This window comes from Streptomyces justiciae (genome assembly GCF_015163075.1).
Taxonomy (GTDB): Bacteria; Actinomycetota; Actinomycetes; order Streptomycetales; family Streptomycetaceae; genus Streptomyces; species Streptomyces justiciae.
This window is the reverse complement of the sequence record NZ_JADDXU010000001.1, coordinates 91,590-114,219: the sequence shown is the minus strand read 5'-3', so window position 1 is coordinate 114,219 and position 22,630 is coordinate 91,590. Positions and strand designations below refer to the sequence as shown.

General features: G+C 69.8%; 21 protein-coding genes. 4 read left to right on the top strand and 17 right to left on the bottom strand.

The genetic code is table 11. The annotated features are described in order from the left end of the window. Positions 1-119: 119 nt before the first annotated feature. The 6 genes from IQ210_RS00455 to IQ210_RS00430 form a co-directional block, all read right to left on the bottom strand. A complete protein-coding gene (locus IQ210_RS00455) occupies positions 120-1,730 on the bottom strand; it encodes a beta-N-acetylhexosaminidase (RefSeq protein WP_194075498.1) in 1,611 nt (536 codons plus the stop codon). Between the two features lie 15 nt (positions 1,731-1,745). Next, on the bottom strand, positions 1,746-2,591 hold the full coding sequence (locus IQ210_RS00450; RefSeq protein ID WP_194075496.1) for a carbohydrate ABC transporter permease: 846 nt from the start codon (positions 2,589-2,591) through the stop codon (positions 1,746-1,748). Next, on the bottom strand, positions 2,588-3,478 hold the full coding sequence (locus tag IQ210_RS00445) for a carbohydrate ABC transporter permease (RefSeq protein ID WP_194075494.1): 891 nt from the start codon (positions 3,476-3,478) through the stop codon (positions 2,588-2,590). Before IQ210_RS00445 ends, IQ210_RS00450 begins: the two co-directional genes overlap by 4 nt. Beyond that, complete coding sequence (locus IQ210_RS00440) at positions 3,475-4,767, bottom strand: extracellular solute-binding protein (RefSeq protein WP_194075492.1); 1,293 nt, start codon at positions 4,765-4,767, stop codon at positions 3,475-3,477. The genes IQ210_RS00445 and IQ210_RS00440 overlap by 4 nt, the downstream gene beginning before the upstream one ends. A gap of 213 nt (positions 4,768-4,980) precedes the next feature. Beyond that, a complete protein-coding gene (locus IQ210_RS00435; protein ID WP_079309856.1) occupies positions 4,981-5,268 on the bottom strand; it encodes a DUF3039 domain-containing protein in 288 nt (95 codons plus the stop codon). A 29-nt stretch (positions 5,269-5,297) separates the two neighbouring features. Next, positions 5,298-5,870, bottom strand: coding sequence for a YqgE/AlgH family protein (locus IQ210_RS00430; protein WP_059192108.1), 573 nt, complete (start codon positions 5,868-5,870; stop codon positions 5,298-5,300). A 253-nt stretch (positions 5,871-6,123) separates the two neighbouring features. On the opposite strand from IQ210_RS00430, the gene murA reads away from it, so the two are divergent. Continuing rightward, a complete protein-coding gene (murA, locus tag IQ210_RS00425) occupies positions 6,124-7,470 on the top strand; it encodes a UDP-N-acetylglucosamine 1-carboxyvinyltransferase (RefSeq protein ID WP_059192109.1) in 1,347 nt (448 codons plus the stop codon). Positions 7,471-7,659: 189 nt separating this feature from the next. Here the strand turns inward: murA and IQ210_RS00420 are convergent, their stop codons facing one another. The 6 genes from IQ210_RS00420 to IQ210_RS00395 all read right to left on the bottom strand — a co-directional run bounded on the left by IQ210_RS00420 (position 7,660) and on the right by IQ210_RS00395 (position 14,750). Next, complete coding sequence (locus IQ210_RS00420) at positions 7,660-7,941, bottom strand: HU family DNA-binding protein (protein WP_007382399.1); 282 nt, start codon at positions 7,939-7,941, stop codon at positions 7,660-7,662. Between the two features lie 360 nt (positions 7,942-8,301). Further along, positions 8,302-9,717, bottom strand: coding sequence for an NAD-dependent malic enzyme (locus IQ210_RS00415; RefSeq protein ID WP_194075490.1), 1,416 nt, complete (start codon positions 9,715-9,717; stop codon positions 8,302-8,304). 319 nt (positions 9,718-10,036) lie between these two features. Continuing rightward, positions 10,037-12,400: a HelD family protein gene (locus tag IQ210_RS00410; protein WP_194075488.1), complete on the bottom strand. Its 2,364-nt coding sequence runs from the start codon at positions 12,398-12,400 to the stop codon at positions 10,037-10,039. 83 nt (positions 12,401-12,483) lie between these two features. Next, positions 12,484-13,308: an anti-sigma factor family protein gene (locus IQ210_RS00405; RefSeq protein WP_322656286.1), complete on the bottom strand. Its 825-nt coding sequence runs from the start codon at positions 13,306-13,308 to the stop codon at positions 12,484-12,486. Continuing rightward, complete coding sequence (locus IQ210_RS00400; protein WP_010039908.1) at positions 13,308-13,829, bottom strand: sigma-70 family RNA polymerase sigma factor; 522 nt, start codon at positions 13,827-13,829, stop codon at positions 13,308-13,310. The genes IQ210_RS00405 and IQ210_RS00400 overlap by 1 nt, the downstream gene beginning before the upstream one ends. A 339-nt stretch (positions 13,830-14,168) precedes the next feature. Continuing rightward, on the bottom strand, positions 14,169-14,750 hold the full coding sequence (locus tag IQ210_RS00395) for a CGNR zinc finger domain-containing protein (RefSeq protein ID WP_194075484.1): 582 nt from the start codon (positions 14,748-14,750) through the stop codon (positions 14,169-14,171). Positions 14,751-14,979: 229 nt separating this feature from the next. Here IQ210_RS00395 and IQ210_RS00390 point away from each other — a divergent pair, with 229 nt between their 5' ends. Then, positions 14,980-15,504 (top strand): anthrone oxygenase family protein, encoded by a 525-nt coding sequence (locus IQ210_RS00390; protein WP_194075480.1) that lies wholly within the window; start codon positions 14,980-14,982, stop codon positions 15,502-15,504. On the opposite strand, the gene IQ210_RS00385 is transcribed toward IQ210_RS00390, so the two are convergent. The 3 genes from IQ210_RS00385 to IQ210_RS00375 all read right to left on the bottom strand — a co-directional run bounded on the left by IQ210_RS00385 (position 15,453) and on the right by IQ210_RS00375 (position 19,231). Further along, complete coding sequence (locus IQ210_RS00385) at positions 15,453-16,607, bottom strand: uroporphyrinogen-III synthase (RefSeq protein ID WP_194075478.1); 1,155 nt, start codon at positions 16,605-16,607, stop codon at positions 15,453-15,455. The genes IQ210_RS00390 and IQ210_RS00385 overlap by 52 nt on opposite strands. A gap of 121 nt (positions 16,608-16,728) precedes the next feature. Further along, positions 16,729-18,111: a nitrate/nitrite transporter gene (locus tag IQ210_RS00380; RefSeq protein ID WP_194075476.1), complete on the bottom strand. Its 1,383-nt coding sequence runs from the start codon at positions 18,109-18,111 to the stop codon at positions 16,729-16,731. Between the two features lie 193 nt (positions 18,112-18,304). Next, positions 18,305-19,231, bottom strand: a complete 927-nt coding sequence (locus IQ210_RS00375; RefSeq protein WP_194075473.1) for a hypothetical protein — start codon at positions 19,229-19,231, stop codon at positions 18,305-18,307. A gap of 177 nt (positions 19,232-19,408) precedes the next feature. Here IQ210_RS00375 and IQ210_RS00370 point away from each other — a divergent pair, with 177 nt between their 5' ends. Both IQ210_RS00370 and IQ210_RS00365 read left to right on the top strand, forming a co-directional pair. Next, positions 19,409-20,083 (top strand): hypothetical protein, encoded by a 675-nt coding sequence (locus IQ210_RS00370; protein WP_194075471.1) that lies wholly within the window; start codon positions 19,409-19,411, stop codon positions 20,081-20,083. Between the two features lie 49 nt (positions 20,084-20,132). Then, complete coding sequence (locus IQ210_RS00365; RefSeq protein WP_194075469.1) at positions 20,133-20,663, top strand: hypothetical protein; 531 nt, start codon at positions 20,133-20,135, stop codon at positions 20,661-20,663. Here the strand turns inward: IQ210_RS00365 and IQ210_RS00360 are convergent. Next, positions 20,646-21,233 carry a hypothetical protein gene (locus IQ210_RS00360; RefSeq protein WP_194075467.1) on the bottom strand — a complete coding sequence of 196 codons (588 nt, stop codon included), beginning with the start codon at positions 21,231-21,233 and terminating at the stop codon, positions 20,646-20,648. The two genes, IQ210_RS00365 and IQ210_RS00360, sit on opposite strands and share 18 nt — an antisense overlap. After that, on the bottom strand, positions 21,230-22,621 hold the full coding sequence (locus IQ210_RS00355) for a hypothetical protein (protein WP_194075465.1): 1,392 nt from the start codon (positions 22,619-22,621) through the stop codon (positions 21,230-21,232). Before IQ210_RS00355 ends, IQ210_RS00360 begins: the two co-directional genes overlap by 4 nt. Positions 22,622-22,630: the final 9 nt, after the last annotated feature.

Here is a 22,630-nt window from a genome sequence, read left to right as displayed (position 1 = left end):
AAGAACGGGGTCCGGTAGACGGCATTCGCCCACCTCATCGGGGAGATGGTCCGTTTTCGTACGGCATCACCGGTGTGAGCGAATTGCCTCTCTTCAGTGATCCTGCCGGGGTTTCTCCGCTACTTGTTCGGGGGCGACCCCTCGATCGGGCGACCGAGGACCCCGGGACGCCGTTGCCACGGCAGCGGACCGGTGGGCGGCCGGTAGCCGACACCGAGGGCGTCAAGTCGCCGGTAATGGGCGGCCATCCGCCGCTCGAAGCCGGCGAAGTCCCGCTCGGCGGGGGCCGGCAGGTCGCTCCAGGCGACCTCGGCGAAGGCCGCGAGCCGGGGGAACGCCTGGTAGTCCACGCGCGCGTGGTCCTCCATCACCTCGGTCCACAGGTTGGCCTGCGTGCCGAGCACGTGCGCCGCCTCGTCCTGGCTCAGCTCCGCGGGAACGGGCTCGAAGCGGTACACGTCCTCCAGGGTGCGGACGTAGCCGATGGGGACCGGCTCGTCGTCCCCCTCCGCCTGCCGGTGGTCCAAGTAGACGTGCTGCTCGGGGCACATGACGACGTCGTGGCCCGCGCGCGCGGCCGTCACCCCGCCCTCGTACCCGCGCCAGGAGGACACCGCCGCGCCCTCCGCGAGGCCGCCCTCGAGAATCTCGTCCCATCCGATGAGCCTGCGCCCGCGCGCGGAGAGCCACTTGTCGAAGTGCCGTACGAACCAGGCCTGAAGTCCGTCCTCGCCACCGACGCCGAGTTCCTTGATGCGGGCCTGCGCCGTGGCCGACCGCCGCCACTGGTCCTTGAGGCATTCGTCACCGCCGATGTGGACGAACTCGCCCGGGAACAGTTCCAGCACTTCCTCCAACACCCCCTCGTAGAAGCGCAGGGTGTTGTCAGTGGGGGCGAGTACGTTCGGAGAGATCCCCCAGTTGTCCCAGACGGAGAGGGAAGTCGTGTCGATCACATCGGTGTTGCCGAGTTCCGGGTACGCGGCGATGGCGGCCTGCGAGTGGCCGGGTACGTCGATTTCCGGGACGACGGTGATATGCCGCTCGGCGGCGTAGGCGACGATCTCGCGGATGTCGTCCTGGGTGTAGTAGCCACCGTGCGGCTTCTCCTCCCACAGCGGCGAGGCCCGGTGGCCGAATTTCGTCCGCGCCCGCCATGAGCCGACCTCGGTGAGCCGAGGGTGCCGTTCGATCTCGACGCGCCAGCCCTGGTCGTCCGTCAAGTGGAAGTGGAACACGTTGAGTTTGTGCGCCGCCATCAGGTCGAGATAGCGCAGCACTCCGTCCTTGGGCATGAAGTGCCGGGCGACGTCGAGCATGAGGCCGCGCCAGCGGAATCGGGGCGCGTCCTGGATCTCCGTCAGCGGCAGCCGCCAGGTACGGCCGGGAAGGGGTGCGCGCCGGAAGGCGTCGGGACCGAGGAGCTGACGCAGCGTCTGGGCGCCCCGGAAGACACCGGCGGGCGAGCCGCCCTGGAGGTGGACACCGTGCGGGGCGACGACGAGACGGTAGGCCTCCTCGCCCAGTCCGGGCCGGACGGACAGGTGGAGGACGTCGTGCTCGTCGCCCCGCTTGGGCGGCAGCGAGAGCCCGGTCGCCGCGCCGAGCGTCGCGCGCAGCCAGCGCGCGGTGCCCTCGGTGCCCGGCCCGGCCTCGATCCCGAAGCCGTCGCCGAGCTCCAGGAAGCCCTCGGCCCGCTCCACCCGGTCAGGTGCCGGAATGAGATCCATGAGTGATCAGACCTTTCAGTCCTTGACCGCTCCGCCCAGCCCCGAGACCAGACGTCGCTGTACGAGTACGAAGAACACCAGCACCGGAATCGTCATCACCGTGGACGCCGCCATGACCCCGCCCCAGTCCGGCTCGTCCGGCTTGTAGAAGACCAGCAGGGCCATCGGCAGGGTCGACTGGGAAGTGTCGCTGATGATGAACGACTTGGCGAAGAGGAAGTCGTTCCAGGCCGAGATGAAGGAGAACACGCTCGTCGCCACCAACCCCGGGAACACCAGCGGGAAAAGGATCTGCCACAGGAATCGCCCCCGGCTCGCCCCGTCCATGTACGCGGCCTCCTCCAGCGCCTCCGGCACGGCTTTCACGAACCCCCGCAGCATCCAGATCGCGAAGGGCAGCGAGAAGGCGATGTGGGGCAGGATCAGCGAGCCCAGCGAGTTCAGCAGACCGAAGTCCCGCATCTGGAAGAACATCGGGATCGTCAGCGCCTCCACCGGCACCATCTGGGCCACCAGAAACATGATCAGCAGGGTGGTCCGGAAGCGGAACCGGAATCGGGTCACGGCGGTCGCGGCGAGAAACGCGACCAGCGCCGAGGCGATCACCACACTGCCCGCCACGACAAGGCTGTTGACGAAATACCGACCAAAATCCTGTTGGCCGAACACCCGCCGGAAGGAATCCAGAGAAGGCGAAAGCGTCCACGGCCGCGGCTCGCTCGACTCGATCTCCCCGGCCGGTTTGAAGGCGCTCAGCACCATCCAGTAGAGGGGGAAGGCGACGACGGCCGCGATCAGCAGCGCCGACGCTTCTGCCGCGAACCGCCACGGGCGGGCCACAAGGCCCCGAAGAAGATTCACAGCTCCTCCCCCTGCCGGCGCAGCAGCCGCAGATAGCCGAGGGTGACGACGAGCAGGATCAGCAGCATCACGATTCCGATCGCCGAGCCGAGGCCGTACTGCGAGGAGGCGAACGCCTGCTGGTAGGCGTACACGTTCAGGACGAGGTTCTGGCCCGCGATGCCGCCGCCGTTCGTCATGACGTAGATCTGCGTGAAGACCTTGAAGTCCCAGATGACCGACTGGATGGTGACGACCACCAGGATCGGCCGCAGCATCGGCGCCAGCACGGACCGCCAGATCCGCCACTGCGAGGCGCCGTCGAGGGAGGCGGCCTCCAGGACCTCGGCGGGGACAGCGCGGATACCGGCGTAGACGGTGACCATCACGAACGGGAAGGAGCACCACACCACTTCGAGCAGCACGAGGAAGAAGGCGGACCAACGCCCGTACGTCCAGGAGTGGTCGCCGAGACCGAGGACGCGGTTGACCGGCCCGAAGTCCGGGTCGAACAGGAACAGCCAGACCGTCGACCCGGTGACTGCCGGTGTCGCCCACGCCCCCAGCGCGGCCAGCATCAGCGCCAGCCGCGGCACCGCCCGCACGCGCGTGAGCAGCACGGCGAGCGCACAGCCGACGGCGAGCGTGGAGACGACACAGGCGGCCGCGAACACCACGGTGGCCAGCAGCACCTGCCAGAACTGCGGATCACCGAAGAGCACCGAGTAGTTCCCGAACCCTTCGAAGGCAGTGGGCTCGCCGCCACTGACCTGCGCTTGCGTGTACCGGAAGAGGGAGATGAGCCCGAGCTGATAGATGGGGTAGACGAGCAGCCCGCCCAGGACGACGAGAGCGGGGGCGAGATAGAGCCAGGGTGTCCAGGTGGTGCGGCGGGTCATCGGCGTCATCCGGCGGAGCCGAACGCGTCGTTCATCTTCTTCGCCGCGTCCTTCGAAGCCGCCGCGACCGACTTCCGGCCGCTGATGACCTCCTGGAACATCGTGGGCAACACCAGCGAAGAGTCGATCTGCGACCAGGCGGGGGAAGCCGGTACGAACTTCGTGCCCGAACTCAGCGTCTGCACGAAGGGCTTCACGAACGGCTCCTCCTCCGCCGCCTGCTGCCGCACGTCCGCGTACGTCGGCAGAAAGCCCATCACGTCGAACAGCGCGCCCTGTGTCTTCTTCGACGCCAGCTGCTCCATCAACTGCACCGCCAGCGTCCGGTGCGAGGTGCTCTTCAGTACGCCGATGTTGTTGCCGCCCGCGAAGGCGGGAGCGATCGAGCCGGACGCGACGCCGGGCAGCGGCACGACCGCGTACTTGCCCTTCACCTTCCCCGCCTCGACCGCCGCGTGGCTGAAGTCGCCCCCGATGGCCATGCCCGCCTTGCCCGCGGCGAACGCGGAGACGGTGTCGTTGCCGCCGAAGCCGGCGCACTTCGCGGCGGGACAGTTGTCGTCGGAGAACAGGGACGTGTACGCCTTGATGCCCTTCTGGGCCTCCGCGCTGTCGATCGCCGAGGTGTACGAGCCGCCCTCGGCCGTCGCGATCTCACCGCCGTCGGCCCAGACGAACGGCATCGCGCCGTACGTGTAGGCGCCGCCGACGACCAGGCCGTACAGCTCGGGCTTCGCGGCGCGGATCTTGCGGGCGGTGGTGGCCAACTCGGTCATCGTCCGGGGCGGTTGCAGCCCCAGTTCTTTGAAGACGTCCGTGCGGTAGTACAGCGCGCGGACGCCGACGTAGAACGGCGCGCCGTAGACCTTGCCGTCCACCGTGACGGACGTCCTCGCCGTGGGGTCGGTGTCCTTGGCCTCGGGCCAGGCGCCGAACTCCTGGGTGACGTCGAGGAGTCCGCCGTCCTTCACATAGCCGGCGGTGTCGGTGTTGCCGTACTCCATGACGTCGGGGGCGGACGCCGGGTCGTTGAAGGCGGCCTTGACGCGTTGGGCGCGGGTGTCGATCGGGATGTACTCCACCTCGACCTTCGTGCCGTCGTGGGCCTTCTCGAAGGCGGCGACCACGGAGTCGACGACCTTCTCCTTGGGCTTGTTGCCGACCTCCTGGAAGAGCCAGACACGCAGGGTGCCGGAGGTGTCGTCCTTGTCGGAGGAGGAGTTGGAGGAGGTCTGGGGCGCGCAGGCGGTGAGGGCGAGGGCGGTCAGGAGCACGGTCAGCCGGGGGGAGAGCTTCATGGAGTGGGACCTCCGAAGTGCGTTGCAACATATGCAATGGCGGTTTCGCTCTGCACAACGGAGGCTAGGGACTCCATGAACATGCCCACAAGAGGTCTCAACCACTTCGTGACCGGCCGGCGCACCCCGTGCAACGGCGGACAGCACAAAGGCCCCCAAGGCGCGCCGAAACGCACCTGGAGGCCTCAGTGGGACTCAGCCGGGCAGACGGACCTACTTGTCGCCGCCGCCCTTGCCGTCGCCGTCCCCGCCGGCGCCCATGGACTCGTAGATCTCCTTGCACATGGGACACACGGGGTACTTCTTCGGGTCGCGGCCCGGTACCCACACCTTGCCGCACAGCGCCACGACGGGGGTCCCGTCGAGGGCGCTCGCCATGATCTTGTCCTTCTGGACGTAGTGGGCGAAGCGCTCGTGGTCGCCGTCGCCGTGGGACACCTGTGGCGTCGGCTCTACGAGTGTCCCCGTACCAGTCCCGCGCTCGGGCTCAAGAGTGCTCATGAAAGCCAGGGTACTTAAGGTCACACGCTTCAGTTGAGCGAAGGGTCGTCCGGATACGTGGCCACCATCGCCAGCTCGTTGCGCTGGCGGCGCAGGACCTCGCGCCAGAGTCGCTCCGGGGACGGCGAGGACACGTCACCGGGCTCGGACTCCACGACGTACCAGGCGCCCTCCACCAGCTCGTCCTCCAGCTGGCCGGGGCCCCAGCCGGCGTATCCCGCGAAGATCCGCAGGGAGCCGAGCGCCGAGGCCAGCAGCTCCGGCGGGGCCTCCAGGTCGACCAGGCCGATCGCGCCGTGCACCCGGCGCCAGCCCAGCGGGGCTCTCTCGCCGGACGCGCCGCCCGGGATGACCGCGACGCCGAGCGCCGAGTCGAGGGAGACCGGGCCGCCCTGGAAGACGACCCCAGGTTCGCCGGCGAGGTCCGCCCAGCCCTCCAGGATGTCGCCGACGTCCACCGGGGTGGGACGGTTGAGGACGACACCGAGGGAGCCCTCCTCGTCGTGGTCGAGAAGGAGCACCACCGCACGGTCGAAGTTCGGGTCCGCCAGGGCGGGCGTTGCCACGAGCAACCGCCCTGTGAGCGAGGACACCTCGGTCATGCCAGACATGATCCCGCATCTTCCCCTCGAAGGGGGAGGCAATGCGGGGACGGGAGGGAATGCAGCTCAGAGCTGAAAGGGGCACCGCCCGCGCACCTCCGCGCCGGTGACCCCATGTACCCGTGGGTGAACGGTGGGTGTTGTGACACAGCTATGACGTAGCTGGGCGGTACTTGGGCTTACGGAAGGGGGGTGGACGGCGATTACCCTTTCCCTTCTGGCCCCCTGCCCCACCAATCGGAACGCGAGATACATGACCGTCAACGGCAATGACGACGTACTGCTCGTCCACGGCGGAACCCCGCTGGAGGGCGAGATCCGTGTCCGCGGTGCGAAGAACCTCGTACCGAAGGCCATGGTCGCCGCCCTGCTGGGCAGCGGGCCGAGTCGACTGCGCAACGTTCCGGACATCCGTGACGTGCGTGTCGTACGCGGTCTGCTGCAACTGCACGGTGTGACGGTCCGTCCGGGCGAGGAGCCCGGCGAACTGGTGATGGACCCGACGCACGTCGAGAGCGCCAACGTCGCTGACATCGATGCCCACGCGGGTTCCAGCCGTATCCCGATCCTGCTCTGCGGCCCGCTGCTGCACCGCCTCGGGCACGCCTTCATCCCGGGCCTCGGCGGCTGTGACATCGGTGGCCGGCCCATCGACTTCCACTTCGAGGTGCTGCGGCAGTTCGGCGCGACCATCGAGAAGCGGGCGGACGGGCAGTTCCTGGAGGCGCCGCGGCGGCTGCGCGGTACGAAGATCCGGCTGCCGTACCCGTCGGTCGGCGCGACCGAGCAGGTGCTGCTGACGGCGGTGCTGGCGGAGGGCGTCACCGAACTCTCCAACGCCGCGGTGGAGCCCGAGATCGAGGATCTCATCTGCGTCCTGCAGAAGATGGGCGCCATCATCGCGATGGACACCGACCGCACGATCCGCATCACCGGTGTGGACTCGCTCGGCGGCTACAACCACAAGGCCCTGCCGGACCGCCTGGAGGCCGCCTCCTGGGCGTCCGCCGCGCTCGCGACCGAGGGCAACATCTACGTCCGCGGCGCCCAGCAGCGGTCGATGATGACGTTCCTCAACACCTACCGGAAGGTGGGCGGTGCCTTCGAGATCGACGACGAGGGCATCCGTTTCTGGCACCCCGGTGGCCAGTTGAAGTCCATCGCGCTCGAGACCGACGTGCACCCCGGCTTCCAGACGGACTGGCAGCAGCCGCTGGTGGTCGCGCTGACGCAGGCCACGGGTCTGTCGATCATCCACGAGACGGTGTACGAGTCCCGGCTCGGGTTCACCTCCGCGCTGAACCAGATGGGTGCTCACATCCAGCTGTACCGCGAGTGCCTGGGCGGCTCCGACTGCCGCTTCGGCCAGCGCAACTTCCTCCACTCGGCGGTCGTCTCCGGACCCACCAAGCTCCAGGGCGCCGACCTGGTCATCCCCGACCTCCGCGGCGGCTTCTCGTACCTGATCGCGGCCCTCGCGGCCCAGGGCACCTCGCGGGTGCACGGCATCGACCTGATCAACCGCGGCTACGAGAACTTCATGGAGAAGCTCGTGGAACTGGGCGCGAAGGTGGAACTGCCGGGCAAGGCGCTCGGGTAACAGCCAGCCGTACCTAACGCCGATGGGGCGGTCACCCGAGTCCGGGTGACCGCCCCATCGGCGTTGGTGCAGCGCCCCTCAGGGGCGCGGGGCTGTGTTCGACTATGCGGCTCCGCCGCGTGGGCGCAACCAGCCACAGCGAACCCGCAGTCGCCCGCGGCGTCACGCCATGACGGCGAACAGGCGCCCTTACTTACCCTTGGCCGCTTCCTTGAGCTTGGAGCCCGCCGAAACCTTCACGCTGTAGCCGGCCGGGATCTGGATCGGGTCGCCGGTCTGCGGGTTGCGCGCGGTGCGAGCGGCACGGTGGGTGCGCTCGAAGGTCAGGAAGCCGGGGATGGTGACCTTCTCGTCGCCCTTGGCGACGATCTCGCCGACGGTCTCGGCGAAAGCGGCCAGAACGGCGTCGGCGTCCTTGCGGGTCACCTCGGCGCGGTCGGCCAGCGCGGCCACCAGCTCACTGCGGTTCATGTTCTTACTCCCGTGTTCTTCTTGCCGTTGAGGCGTGCCACGCGGCGGAGCCGCATGTTGGGCGCTGTCGTTTGCCGATGCGCCGCGCCCAGAGACGCATCCTGCCCCTACCTGCGGCGGGAAAGCCAATCCGGCACCCGTAGGAGTCGTGAGAACACCCTAGGGAGTCACACGAAAGGCCTGAGCGTGCCCGCCAACCTAACGGGCGGCCGTCGGCCAGCGGTTCCGCGACGCGCCGATGCAGGGGCCGTGGTGGTGATGCTCACAAGCCCGCACAACCACCCACAGCCCTTGCACAGTACGACACGGCTACGACAACGGGCCGCGGCGCCCGGCGCTACGAGGCCGCGGCGTCCGGCGTCAGGCGGTGGCGCCCGCCGCCTTCGCCGCCTCGCGCACCGCGCCGGCGACCGCGCCCGCGACCTTGTCGTTGAAGACGGACGGGATGATGTAGTTCGGGTTCAGCTCGTCCTCGCTGACCACGTCCGACAGGGCGGTTGCGGCGGCCAGCATCATGTCGGTGTTGACCGTGCGGGACTGGGCGTCCAGCAGACCGCGGAACACACCCGGGAAGACCAGCACGTTGTTGATCTGGTTCGGGAAGTCGGAGCGGCCGGTGGCCACAACCGCCGCCGTCTGGCGGGCGATTGCCGGGTCGACCTCGGGGTCGGGGTTCGCGAGCGCGAACACGATCGCGCCCTCGGCCATCGCGGCCACGTCGTCGCCGTCGAGGACGTTGGGCGCGGAGACGCCGATGAAGACGTCGGCGCCGCGCACCGCTTCCTTCAGCGTGCCGGTCAGGCCCTCGGGGTTGGTGTTGTCGGCGATCCAGCGCAGCGGCGAGTCCGCGGCGGCGTCGACGAGGTCCTCGCGGCCGGCGTGCACGACGCCGTGGATGTCGGCGACGACGGCGTTCTTCACGCCCGCGGCCAGGAGCAGCTTCAGGATGGCCGTACCGGCCGCGCCGGCGCCGGACATGACGACGCGGATGTTCTCAATTGCCTTGCCGGTGACGCGAAGTGCGTTCTTCAGGGCGGCGAGGACGACGATCGCGGTGCCGTGCTGGTCGTCGTGGAAGACGGGGATGTCGAGGGCCTCGCGCAGGCGGGCCTCGATCTCGAAGCAGCGGGGCGCGGAGATGTCCTCGAGGTTGATGCCGGCGAAGCCGGGGGCGATCGCCTTGACGATCTCGACGATCGCGTCGGTGTCCTGGGTGTCGAGGCAGATCGGCCAGGCGTCGATGCCGGCGAACCGCTTGAAGAGGGCCGCCTTGCCCTCCATGACCGGCAGTGCGGCCTTGGGGCCGATGTTGCCGAGGCCCAGCACGGCCGAGCCGTCCGTCACGACCGCAACGGAGTTGCGCTTGATGGTGAGGCGGCGGGCGTCCTCGGGGTTCTCGGCGATCGCCATGCAGACGCGGGCCACACCGGGGGTGTAGATCATCGAGAGGTCGTCACGGTTGCGGATGGGGTGCTTGGACGCCATCTCGATCTTGCCGCCGAGGTGCATCAGGAACGTACGGTCGGAGACCTTGCCGAGCGTGACGCCCTCGATGCCGCGCAGCTGTTCGACGATCTCGTCGGCGTGGGCCGTGGAGGTGGCCGCGATGGTGACGTCGATCCGGAGCTTCTCGTGGCCGGAGGCGGTCACGTCGAGGCCGGTCACCGAGCCTCCGTGGGACTCGACGGCCCCGGTGAGCTGGGAGACCGCGGTTCCGCTCGCGGGCACCTCCAGCCGGACCGTCATCGAGTAGGAGACGCTGGGCGCCGTTGCCATGGCCGACTTCCTCTGCTTTCAACGTGACGCTGTATGCCGTCCGATCGTCGCACCTACTGATGAGTAGGCGTTAGCCGCGCTGGATTGCGAACGTTTTGTTCACAGCAAAAGAGGCCCACGTCACGTTTTCCGCGACGTGGACCTCTTCTTCCGCTCAGTGACACCGACCCGCCATGCTCGCCTCGCGGCAAGTGGTCCCTCTAAGGGACGAAGGTTGGGCCCGGGGGCTTGGATCGGGCCGGTGCCACACCCAGGCTAACAAACGGATCCCGTAAGGCCATTCCCGTCTCGAGAGTTCTTCGAGTGCTCAGGGCCTGCCCTAATCCCGCAGCAGGTCAGGCACCCCGGTCCCGTCCGGCTGGTCCCGGTCGCCCGAGACGATCGTCAGCTGCTGGGTCGCCCGGGTGAGGGCGACGTACAGCACCCGCAGGCCGGCCGGGGACTCGTCCGCGATCTCGGCCGGGGAGACGACGATCGTGGCGTCGTACTCCAGGCCCTTGGCCTCCAGGCTGCCGAGGGCCACCACCCGGTCGCCGAGTCCGGCGAGCCAGCGGGCGGCCTCCTCGCGGCGTTGCATGGCGACGACGACGCCGACGGTGCCGTCGACGAGGTCGAGGAGGCGGGCGGCCTCGGCGCGGACGGTGGCCGCGAGCGAGTCCCGTACGACCGTGAAGCGGGGCTCGACCCCCGTGGAGCGGACGGCCGAGGGGGACGTGGAGCCCGGCATCGCGAGGGCCAGCACCTTCGCGGCGAGCTCGGCGATCTCGGCCGGGTTGCGGTAGTTCACCGTGAGCTCGAAGCGGCGGCGGGGACGGGTGCCGAGGGCCTCGTCGCGGGCCTCGGCGGCCTCCTCGGGGTCGGACCAGGAGGACTGGGCCGGGTCGCCGACGACCGTCCAGGTGGCGTGCCGGCCGCGGCGGCCGACCATGCGCCACTGCATCGGCGTGAGGTCCTGCGCCTCGTCGACGATGACGTGGGCGTACTCGACCCGCTCCTGGGCGAGCCGCTCGGCGCGCTCGCGCTGCGACTCCTCGCGCACCGGCATCAGCTCCTCCAGGCCGGTGAGCTGGTCGAGCGGGTCCAGTTCGCGCTTCTTCCTGGGGCGGGCCGGGGTGCCGAGGATGGCCTGGAGCTCGTCGAGCATGGCGATGTCGTGCACGGAGTACCCGTCCCGCTTCAGGGAGCGGGCGACCCTGCGGACCTCGCCGGGGTTGAGGATGCGGCGGGCCCAGCGGCCGAGGCGGCGCTCGTCGGCCATGGCGGCCATGACGTCCTTCGGGGTGAGCTCGGGCCACCAGGCGTTCAGGAAGTCGATGAAGGCGTCCTCTGAGCTGACGTCCTCGTCGAAGGAGGAGCGCAGCTCGGCGGCGAGCTCGGGGTCGGTGTGCCGGCCGGCCGCGCCGGACTGCGCCCACAGGGCGTCGAGGAGGAGCTTGCGGGCGCGGGGGCGCAGCAGGTTCACGGGCGCGGTGCCGCCGAGGGCGTTGTGCCGGATGCGGTCCAGCTCGGCCGCCTCCAGCTCCAGACGGCGGCCGAAGGCGACGACGCGGAGACGGGTGGGAGTGACCGTGGGGCGGGTGGTCCCGGTGTCCTCGTCCTCGCCGAGGGCGAGCTGCCCGGCGCCGCCGCCCGGCCGCGTCTCCAGCGCCCCTCGCGCCGCCTTCCGCAGGACCTTGAGCATGCGGTACGAGCCCTTGGCGCGGGCGGTGGCCGGGCTGTCGTACAGCGTGGCCTCGGCGCCGTCGACGAGGGAGCCGATGGCGCGGATGGCGACCTGGCCCTCCTCGCCCAGGGAGGGCAGGACGCCCTCGGTGTAGGCGACGAGCAGGGGCGTGGGCGAGACGATGAGGATGCCGCCCGAGTAGCGGCGCCGGTCCTGGTAGAGGAGGTAGGCGGCGCGGTGCAGGGCGACGGCCGTCTTGCCGGTGCCGGGGCCGCCCTCGACGTAGGTAACGGAGGCGGCGGGGGCGCGGATGACCAGGTCCTGCTCGGCCTGGATGGAGGCGACGATGTCCCGCATGGTGTGGCTGCGGGCCTGGCCGAGGGCGGCCATCAGGGCGCCGTCGCCGATCACCGGCAGTTCGTGGCCGTCGAGGAAGGCCTTGAGCTCGGGGCGCATCAGGTCGTCCTCGACGCCGAGGACGCGACGGCCCTTGGAGCGGATGACCCGGCGCCGCACGACCCGGCCCGGGTCCACCGGGGTGGACCGGTAGAAGGGGGCCGCGGCCGGGGCCCGCCAGTCGATGACGAGCGGGGCGTACTCGGAGTCGAGGACCCCGATGCGCCCGATGTGCAGGGTCTCGGCGATGTCGGCGGTGTCGTCCTCCCGCACGGCGCCTTCGGCGGGCTCGACGGCGGTGTAGGCGCCGTCGGGGCCCTTCTTGCCGTCCTTGCCGAGGAGGAGGTCGATACGGCCGAAGAGGAAGTCCTCGAACTCGTTGTTGAGGCGGTTGAGGTGGACGCCGGCCCGGAAGACCTGGGCGTCCCGCTCGGCGAGCGCGCCGGGAGTGCCGACCTGGCCTCGCTTGGCCGCGTCGTTCATGAGGAACTCGGCCTCGTGGATCTTCTCCTCGAGACGCCGGTAGACCCGGTCGAGATGGTCCTGTTCGACGCTGATCTCCCGGTCACGAACGGAGTCGTGATCCGGACCGACCGCGGTTTCCTGCTGAGCCTGAGCGGCCACCGGGCCCCCTTCTGACGTGCTGGGCAGCCGTCAACCCTAAGTGAAGGGGGCCGGTGGAAGCTACGCGTCGGCTGTCACGCGTTCTACGCGTCGACCTCGACGAGCTTCTTGCCGTCGAAGGTCATGACCTCGAAGTGGTCGATCTGGTTCGGTTCGAAGGCCGCGCCGCCGTGGACGTAGAGGGGCTGCTTGGCCTCTTCGGTCTTGGCGTTCGGGATGCCGTAGCCCCAGTTCGGGACGGACCAGGAGGTGACCGTCTCGCGTTCGCCGTTCTTGCCGACGGCGATCAGGGAGCACTTCTCGGGACCCGTCACGTTCTTCAGCTGGAGGACCGCGTGGGTGCCCCAGTCCTTCTTCTCCACCGCGACGGTCGCGGTGACGTCGGTGCCGGGGTCGGTCGCGGTGACCTTGTCCTTGATGACGTCGAAGGCTTCCTTGGCGGGGCTGCTGGTGGTGTGTGCCGAAACGTTCCCACCCGAGTCGTCGCCGGTGGCGCCCACCGCGACCAGCGGGCCGCCGATGATCAGCGCGGCCGCCGCGGCGACCATGTAGAAACTCCGCCGGCGCTTCTGGGCGCGGCGTTCGGCGACCTCGTCGACCAGCTTGTTCACCAGGCGTGGGCTGGGCTTGGCGGACAGCGACTCGCCGATCGCGGGCGTCCCGGTCCCGGGCAGGTCCGCGAGCGCGGCCAGCATCGGTTCCATCCCGGCGAGTTCGTCGAGCTGCTGGGCGCACCACTCGCAGCCGGCGAGATGCACCTCGAAAGCGGTTGCCTCGGCGTCGTCGAGGATCCCGAGGGCGTAGGCGCCGACGGTCTCGTGCTCGCTCGGCACCGGAGATCCCTGCATGGCACCAGACATACCCGAACCACCTGTGCCGAATCCCTGGTTTCCCCCGTAAACACTCATCACGCCGTCACCCCCCGCTCCTCCAGTGCCAGCTTCATCGACCTCAGGGCATAAAAGACCCGCGAGCGGACGGTGCCGCTGGGTATTCCGAGCGTCTCGGCCGCCTCATTGACGGTACGCCCCTTGAAGTACGTCTCGACGAGCACCTCCCGGTGCGCGGGAGTCAGGTCGTCGAGCGCGTCCGACAGCGTCATCAACCACAGCGCCTTGTCGATCTCGTCCTCCGCGGGGATGACCTCCAGCGGCGACGGATCGACCTCCTGCGGCCGGGCCTGCCGGCTTCGGTGGCCGTCGATGACGATGCGCCGGGCGACCGTCACCAGCCAGGGGCGTACAGATCCGGTCGCTCGATTGAGCTGACCGGCGTTCTTCCAGGCACGGATCAGCGTCTCCTGCACGACGTCCTCGGCTCTTTGCCGGTCTCCGGCGACCAGCCTCAGCACATACGCGAGCAGGGGTCCCGCGTGCTCTCTGTACAGAGCACGCATGAGCTCCTCATCAGGTTCCGAGGGCTGGGACATGCGATGTCGGGCCCTCGATCCACGTTCATTGGCCACGACGGAATCCTTGCGCACGCCCACCTCCGATGTCCGGGGGTTCCCCCAGCCGGTCGCTCAACACCGGGTACGGACGCGGGCTGTTGTGTGTTCAAAGTGACGTGACAGTTTTCTTCCGGGTGACGTGACGAGGGGGACATGCACGCACATTCCCACCGTGCGATCTTTACATTTCCGTCACAACGGCAAGATCGGCCCGGCTGCCCGTGTCGCGGCCCGGGTAAACGGCGTGTAATCGAAATCACTTCGACTCCCGTTCCACAGAAGCCGCATAACGGACTCTCAGCTTCCGCCGCGGCCCCCTCAGGCGCGGGCGAGGGCCGCGCGACGGCGGTGCCGGGCCACCCTTTCGCGGTTCCCGCAGACCTCACTGGAGCACCAGCGCCTCCTGCGCCCCCGTGAGGTGTCGAGGTACACGATCGGGCAGTTGTCGCCGGCGCACTGCCTCAGGCCCGCCCGCGCGAGCGGATCGGTGAGCAGTTCGACGGCGTCCCGGGCGATCGCCCCGAGCAGCGCGGCCAGTTCGGGCGGGCCGTCCAATTGCCGTACGAGAGTGCCGTCTTCGGCGGACACGGCACGCGGGGCCGGGGGCGCGGCCCGGGCGAGCTCGTTGACGCGGGCGAGCGCGATGTCGGTACCGGTGGACCCCGGGCGCACCAACTGTCCCAGCCGTCCCCTCAGTTCACGGAAGGCCACCAGCCAGGAGACGTCGGCGTGCGTCAGCGGGGTGTCCGCCGGGACCAGCCCGGAGGCGACGATCCAGGCGCACAGCACCTCGACCGAGTCGAGCCGTTCGACGGGATGGGTGGTCGCGAGGAGATCGAGACAGATCCGCCCGGCGTCGAACCGCAGCTCGTACGGGGCCGCGGCCGTATCAAGTGCCATGTGCCTGTCACCGCCTAGGGGGTGCCGTGAGAAAACGGTTCCGGGAGAAAACGCGTCCGGGGAAAACGGGTCCGGGGGAATCGGGTCCGGGGGAAACGGTTCCCCTCTCACATTGCCTTCCCGCCCGCGCCGCCGGAAGTCCTCGTACCGGCGGGGCGTGGACGCAGGCGTATGGGGCTGGGCGTCTCGGCCATGTCGGCGGCGGTCCCCGGCCCGTTGACTGGAGGACATGACGAAGCGGAGCGGGACGACGGGCGGGGTACTGGGGGCGGCCACGGTCGCCATGGGGCTGATCGCGGGGGCCTTCTACGTGTTCGCGTGCGCGGTGATGCCGGGGCTGGCCCGCAGCGACGACCGGGTCTACGTCGAGGTGATGCGGAACATCAACGACGTCATCCAGAACCCGGTGTTCATGCTGAGCTTCCTCGGCGCGCTGCTGCTGACCGGGGTGGCGGCGTGGCAGGGCCGGGGGCAGTCGCACCGCCGGTGGGTGTGGGCGGCCCTCACCGCGTACGCCCTCGCGTTCCTGGTGACGGTCGCCTTCAACATCCCGTTGAACAACGGTCTGGACACCGCCGCCGATCCGGCCGCCGCCCGCGAGGAGTTCGAGGACGCGTGGGTGGCCTGGAACGTCGTACGGGCGCTGCTGTCGACGGTGGCGCTGGGCTGTCTGGCGAGGGCGCTGCTGGTGCGGGGGCGGTCCTACACGTCCGAGTACTTGGCGTCGGCGGCGGGGTCCAGGGCCAGTCGGTAACCCCGTTTCACCACCGTCTGGATCAGCTTCGGGGCGCCGAGGGCTGTGCGGAGGCGGGCCATGGCCGTCTCCACCGCGTGTTCGTCGCGGCCCGCGCCCGGCAGGGCCCGCAGCAGCTCCGCGCGGGCGACCACCCAGCCCGGCCGGCGGGACAGTGCGCGCAGCAGGGACATCCCGGCGGGCGGTACGGGGCGCAGGGCGCCGTCGACGAGGACCGCGTGGCCGCGGATCTCGACGCGGTGGCCGGCGATGGGCAGGGTGCGGGCCCGGGCCGGGAGTTCCTGGCAGAGGAGCTGGACGAGGGGGCCGAGGCGGAAGCGCTCGGGCTGGACGGTGTCGACCCCGCGGGCCTGGAGGGGAAGGGCGGTGACCGGGCCTACGCAGGCCGGGAGGACGTCGTGGTTGAGGGCCGCGAGGAGTTCCGGGAGCAGGCCTCGTTCCTCGGCCCGGGTCAGGAGGGATGCCGCCGCGGGAGCGCTGGTGAAGGTCAGGGCGTCCAGGCCCCTGGACACCGTCGCGTCGAGGAGGCGGTCCACGGGGCCGATGTCCTCCGGCGGCATCCACCGGTAGACCGGCACCCCGAGCACCTCCGCTCCCCCGGCCCGGAGCGCCTCCACGAAACCGGGCAGCGGCTCACCGTGCAGCTGGATGGCGATACGGCGCCCTTCGACGCCCTCCTCCAGCAGCCGGTCCAGCACCTCGGCCATGGACTCGGACGACGGCGACCAGTCCTCGGTCAGCCCGGCGGCCCGGATCGCGCCCTTCACCTTGGGGCCGCGCGCCAGCACCTCGACGCCGCGCAGCCGCTGGAGCAGGTCCTCGCCCAGACCCCAGCCGTCGGCGGCCTCGATCCAGCCCCGGAATCCGATCGCGGTCGTGGCGACCACGACATCCGGTACGTCGTCGATGACCTGCTTGGTCGCGGCGAGCAGCTCGCTGTCGTCGGCGAGCTGCACGATCCGCAGGGCCGGTGCGTGCAGGACGGCGGCTCCCCGTCGCTGCAGCAGTGCGCCCAGCTCGTCGGCCCGGCGCGCGGCTGTCACCCCTACGGTGAAGCCGGCCAGGGGGCCGTGTTGTTCTGGTCGCTGCTGTTCGTCGTACATAACTCTCGTCCCGCACTCGAGTCGTTTGCACCTACACCGGGTGTGATGGCACCTGCATGCCGACCGAGCCTGTCAACGGTGCGTGACAGGCTCGGTTCGGCTTCATTGCGCCGGTGTTACGTCACACCTCGGCATAGCTGAGCTGGGGCTTCGTCTCGGCGGCAGCCGTCGTCTCCGTCTTCGCGGCCGTGCGGCGAAGGTATACGGCCCAGGTCACCGCGAAGCAGAGGGCGTAGTAGACGAGGAAGGTGACGAAGGCGCCGGTGCCGGAGCCGTTCGACAGGAACGACTGGCGGAAGGCCAGGTTGATGCCGACACCGCCGAGCGCGCCGACCGCGCCGATGAGTCCCATGGAGGCGCCGGAGAGCCGGCGGCCGTGGGCGGCGGCCTCGTCGCCCTGGAGCCCCTTGGCGAGGGCCTTGGCGTGGAAGATGCCGGGGATCATCTTGAACGTCGAGCCGTTGCCGAGCCCGCTGAGGACGAACAGCACCACGAAGGCGGTGACGAACAGCGGCAGCGACTTCTGCATGCTGGCGAAGATCAGGACGGCGGTGGCGGCGCCCATGGCGACGTAGTTGTAGAGGGTGATCTTCGCGCCGCCGTACTTGTCGGCGAGCCAGCCGCCGAGCGGGCGGATCAGCGAGCCGAGCAGCGGGCCGATGAAGGTGACGTACGCGGCCTGGAGCGGCGTACGGCCGAACTGGACCTGGAGGACCTGGCCGAAGGCGAAGGAGAAGCCGATGAAGGAGCCGAAGGTGCCGATGTAGAGGAAGGACATGATCCAGGTGTGGCCGTCCTTCGCCGAGTCGATGGCGGCACCGGTGTCGTTCTTCACCGTGGCGAGGTTGTCCATGTACAGCGCGGCGAGGACGGCGGCGACGACGATGAACGGGATGTAGATCCCGAGCAGCACGCGCGGGCCGCCGCTGGCGCCGATGACCGCGAGGGCGATCAGCTGGATGACCGGGACGCCGATGTTGCCGCCGCCCGCGTTGAGGCCGAGCGCCCACCCCTTCTTACGCAGCGGGAAGAAGGCGTTGATGTTGGTCATCGAGGAGGCGAAGTTGCCGCCGCCGATGCCGGCCAGCAGACCCACGAGCAGGAACGTGGAGAAGGAGGTCCCGGGCTCCATCACGGTGAACGCCGCGATGGTGGGGACGAGCAGGAGCCCGGCGGAGACGATCGTCCAGTTCCGGCCGCCGAAGAGGGCCACGGCGAAGGTGTACGGCACGCGGACGACGGCGCCGACGAGCGTGACCATCGAGGTCAGCAGGAACTTGTCGGCCGGGGTCAGGCCGTACTCCGGGCCCATGAAGAGCACCAGCACGGACCACATGGTCCAGATCGAGAATCCGATGTGCTCGGAGAGCACGGAGAAGAGCAGGTTGCGGCGGGCGACCTTCTCCCCGGTCTCGTTCCAGAAGGTCTCGTCCTCCGGATCCCACTGCTGGATCCAGCGGCCGCCCCTGCTCGGGGGTGCGGGGGCTGTGCTAGGGGCTGTCATGACGCCTCCACGGTGCTTCGGGGCTCGGGGCTCTCTGAGCGGCTGATCCCGAAGGTAGGGAGGGCGCGTTTCCTCGCTGTGGCACTGGGTGACCGGAAAGGAACTTTGCTCTCACCCGGCGGGCGGGCGGGATGAGAGGTACTTGCGGCCCTTTGTTACGAACAGCTCCCAGTGGCGCGGGTCACCCCCGAGGTCACCCCTGCGGCGCCTGCCAGTTGGGGTTCTGCTGGGGGTAGGGCTGCTGCGGCGGGTACGGCTGCTGCTGCGGGTAGGGCTGCTGGGGGGTGTACGGGCCTGGGGCCGGGGGCTGCTGCGGGTGACCGTAGGGCTGGGGCTGGGGCTGTGCGTAGCCGGGCTGGGGCGCGTACGGCTGCTGCTGGGGCTGGGGCTGGGGGTACGGCTGCTGGGGCTGCTGCCCGTATCCGGGCTGGGGCTGCTGGCCGTATCCGGGCTGGGGCTGCTGCCCGTACCCCGGCTGGGGCTGGTTGCCGTACGGGCCCGCGGCGAACGGGTTCGCCTGGCCCGGCACCTGGGCGCCCGGCGGCAGATACCGCACCCGGCCGCTCTCGTCGGTGACCGGCGTGAACCCGGCGGCCTGGAGCCGGCCGGCGAACTTGACGTTGCGCTTGCCGTTGACAACGAAGGCGACGCCGAGCGCCGCCAGGAGCACGACCCAGATGACGGCCGCGACGACGAAGTCGTCGGACTGGCCGCCGAAGCGGTACGCGAGGACCAGACACGCGACGCTGACGCCGGCGACGGCGTAGCCCATGCGCTTCTTGGCCTGCCCGGTGAGGTCGAAGTTGATCCGGGCCTTGAGGAGTTCGAAGGCGTCCGGGATCAGCGGCGGCACGGAGACACCGTCGCCCGCGTTCGGGTACTGCGCCCAGTTCTGCGCGGCGCGGCTGCGGGCCTGCGGGCTGGGGTCGGGGACGAGCAGCATGACGAGGGCGTTGTTCCGGCCGCCGCTCTGTCGTACGTCGGCGTACTCGTAGCCGAACTGCTGGGCGATGAAGGCGAGTCGGGCTAGCTTCTTCACCGAGGCCATGGGGCTGGTGAGTTCGACGGCCTCGCCGCTCGCCATCAACCGCAGCATCTTCTGCACTTGCCGCTTGCTCATCGTCGTCCGCTCCCCACCGGCCGGGAGACGCCCCGGCCACCCCGTTCACTTCCGCAACCGGGGCAGTCTCGCACGCCGTATGCCACGGGCACACCGCTGTCCCCCGCGGTTTACAGGATCTTGGCGCGCCCGTCCGCACCGGTAACCTCTGGGCCATCCGTGATCTGTGGGGGGACTGTGCGAAGAAGAGCGGTGGCGGTGCTGGCGTGCCTGCTGGTGGCCGGGTGCTCCGGGAGCGGCGGCGGTGAGGACAAGCGCTCCGGCCAGGAGATCCTCGACGAGGCGAACAAGACGATGAGCGGGCTGACGTCCGTGACCGTCGAGGGGACGACCACCAACCCCGAGGGCAAGGGTTTCACCGGCCGCATCACGACCGACCTCCACAACAGGTGCACGTCGAAGACCACCTGGAACTGGAACGGCGCCGCCCTCGAACAGATCCGGATCGGCGAGACGGACTACGTCCGCCCGAACCGCGCCTACATCGAGTGGTGGTCGGACAAGCCCATGGACGGGGACCAGGACCGCTGGATCAAGACCCCGGCGAGCAAGGCCGAACCGGGCGACGGACTCGCCCGCTGCCCCCGGGACTTCAGCTCCTTCGGCACGGCGAAGCGCGGCGAGCCGACCGAGGTCGACGGCACCCCGGCGATCTCGGTGGTCGTGACCGACAAGAGGGTGAAGACCGGGAAGTACACCTTCTATGTGGCCACGGAGGGCAAGCCGTACCTCCTGAAGGTCGTCTACAAGGGGTCGGACTTCCATACGACCACGACCTACAGCGGCTTCGACAAGCCCTTGGACGTGAAGCCACCGACGAAGGTGCTCGACACCACTGCCTGGAGCCACTGACCCGACCTGGCTATCCTCTACCGGACCCCGCAGAGGAATGGGAGAGTCCATGTCCGCCGAGTCGAGGGCCGAGGGGCCGAGCGCGACGCAGCGTGGTGAGCGGCGCTCGGTTGCCGGAAATGTCGCCTTCGGAGTGGGGGTCGTCGTCGTGCTGGCGGCCATGGCCCTGGGTGTGTACGCGGCCGTGGCGCTGCTCGGGGACGCGGTGGATCGGGCGCCGCTGTCCGATGTCGTGCCGGAGGACGGGCGGATCGCTCTCGTCATCGGCGGGATCGCCGTCGGTGGCGTCACCGGGCTGATGGTGCCGGTGATCGTCTTCGGGATGTTCAAGGGGGGCGAGGAGCGCGTCGGTCTCGGGGCCGCGCTGCGGAAGATCCTCGCCGTGCTCGTCCTCGATGTGTATCTGCTGGTCGTCGCCCTGGTCGTGGCCCAGCTCGGGTGGGTGCTGCCGAAGGGGCTGGTCAACGTTCTCGGGGTCTTCGCCGTCGGCTTCAGCTGGATGCCGCTCGCGATGCTGCCGTGGGAGAAGCTCGGGCTCGGGGAGCCTCCGATCAGGCGGCGGTCACGTCAGGCGGAGTGACGCCGCCAGTTCGTCGGCCATCCCCGCCAGCGCCTCGCCCAGGCCCGGGGAGCTCCAGAGGAGACGGCACTCCAGTGCCGTGCCCGTGAAGCGGGCGGGCAGGACGTAGTGGGCGACGCCCTCGACGATCTCGACGGACGCGGAGTCGGGGGCCGTGGGCTCCATGCGCTGGACGCGGAGCGCCGGGCCCAGGGGGAGGTCCACCTCCTCCAGCAGTTGGGTGCCGAAGAACGGGCCCTCTGTCCGGCCCACCTCGGCGCGCAGTGCCTCGACCGTCGCCGCCTCCGGCGGGACCCGTACCTCGCGGACCGTGTAGCTCGCCAGCACCGGGGCGTCGGGCGGGGTGAGCAGGGACGCGCACAGGGCGTTCTGGCGGCGGGCCGCACCCCAGTACCAGAGGACGTCCGTGGCGAAGGCGTCGTACAGCTCGCGCGGCGAATCCTCCACCAGGTGTTCCTCGGCCACCTGCCGTGCCCAGGTCTCGGGGTCCTCGGTGCGCAGGTCGAGCACCAGCCAGTTGTGCGGGGCGGGAAGGTCCACTCGGCACTCGCGCCAGTCCATCGTGGTCACCGCCCCGCCAGCGACGCGTCCGGGCCCGTCACGTCGATCTCCTCGTCGCCGCCGAACAGGCCGATGAAGCTGTTGGTGTCGGAGCCCGCGCCGGTGCCGGTGGCACCGAGGGCCCAGGAGTTGTAGGAGAGGGCCTGCTTGAAGGCGTCGGGCGTGCCGATGAAGTTCAGGTCGGTCGGGTCGATGTTCTTCATGCGGCCGAGTTCGTCGACCATGCCGGGGCCGACGTACATGCTGGCGAGGCCGCGGGCGCCGGCGGTGTTGTAGGCGTTGCGGGCGGCGGTGAGGTTGTCGCCGACTTTGAAGAGGTCGCGCCAGTTGCCGCGGATGGTGCCGAGGTCGTCGGCGAAGGAGCGGGGCAGGCCCTTGAAGGCGGCGGCGAGGGAGACGTCGGGCAGGGCGCCGGCGCCGGTCGCTCCGGCGCGCGGGCCGACCATCGCCTCGACGAGGCGGCGGCGGGCGGCGGAGTTCATGCCCCGGTTCCAGGCGCGGACGTAGTCGTCGGCGGCCTGCCAGACGCGGCTGCGGCCGAGGGTGGCGGCGAGCTTGGAACCGGCGGAGAAGACGCGGCCGATGCCGAAGGTGGCCAGGCCCAGGGCGTCCATGGCGACGTCGCCCCAGGAGCCGTCGCCGTTGATGGCCAGCAGGACGTGGCAGACCAGGGAGATCGCGGTCATCACCAGCGCGATGGTGCCGAGCACGCCCGCCAGCGCCTGGCCGATGATCGGGATCCAGCCGACGAGCAGCGCGAGGATGCCGCAGACCGCGGCGATCGCCCCCGTGATGTCGCTGATGATCTTCAGGGCGTCGCGCAGGTCGTCCAGCCACGAGTCGTTGAGGCCGTCGCCCTCGGTGGTGTCGTGGATCTTCTTGGCGGCCTTGTCGCCGGCCTCCTTGTGGCGCCGCTTGACGTCCGCGAGCTGACCGCGCAGGTCGGCCAGGCCGTCCTGGATGTCGGTGACCTTCTTGTCGAGCTTCTTCTGGTCAGCCTCCTCAGTGCCCTTCGGTGGGTTCTCGGCGCTCGACTTCGCCTTGGTCAGGTCGCCGGCCTTGGTCTCCGCGTCGCGCAGCAGTTTGTCGGCGTCCTCCTGGATGGTCTCCAGGTCGGTGTAGTACGTCTTCAGCGCGGACGCGGCGTCGGCGTAGCGGTCGTGCGCCTTGCTCACCGTCTTCGCGGTGTCGTTGGCCTTGTCGGCGAAGGCGCGGCCGGCCTCGGAGTCCCAGCTCTCCTGGTTGCCGAGGCGGCGCAGCGCGGCCGCGGTCTCGGTGATGGTCTTCGCGGTGGCCTCGAAGCGGCGGGAGAGGGCCGTGAGGTCGGTGACGTCGCCGGGGACCGGGTCGCCGCTCTCCCCCAACACCTCCCAGCGGTGGTCGGCGGGGCGGGTCATTTCTTGTCC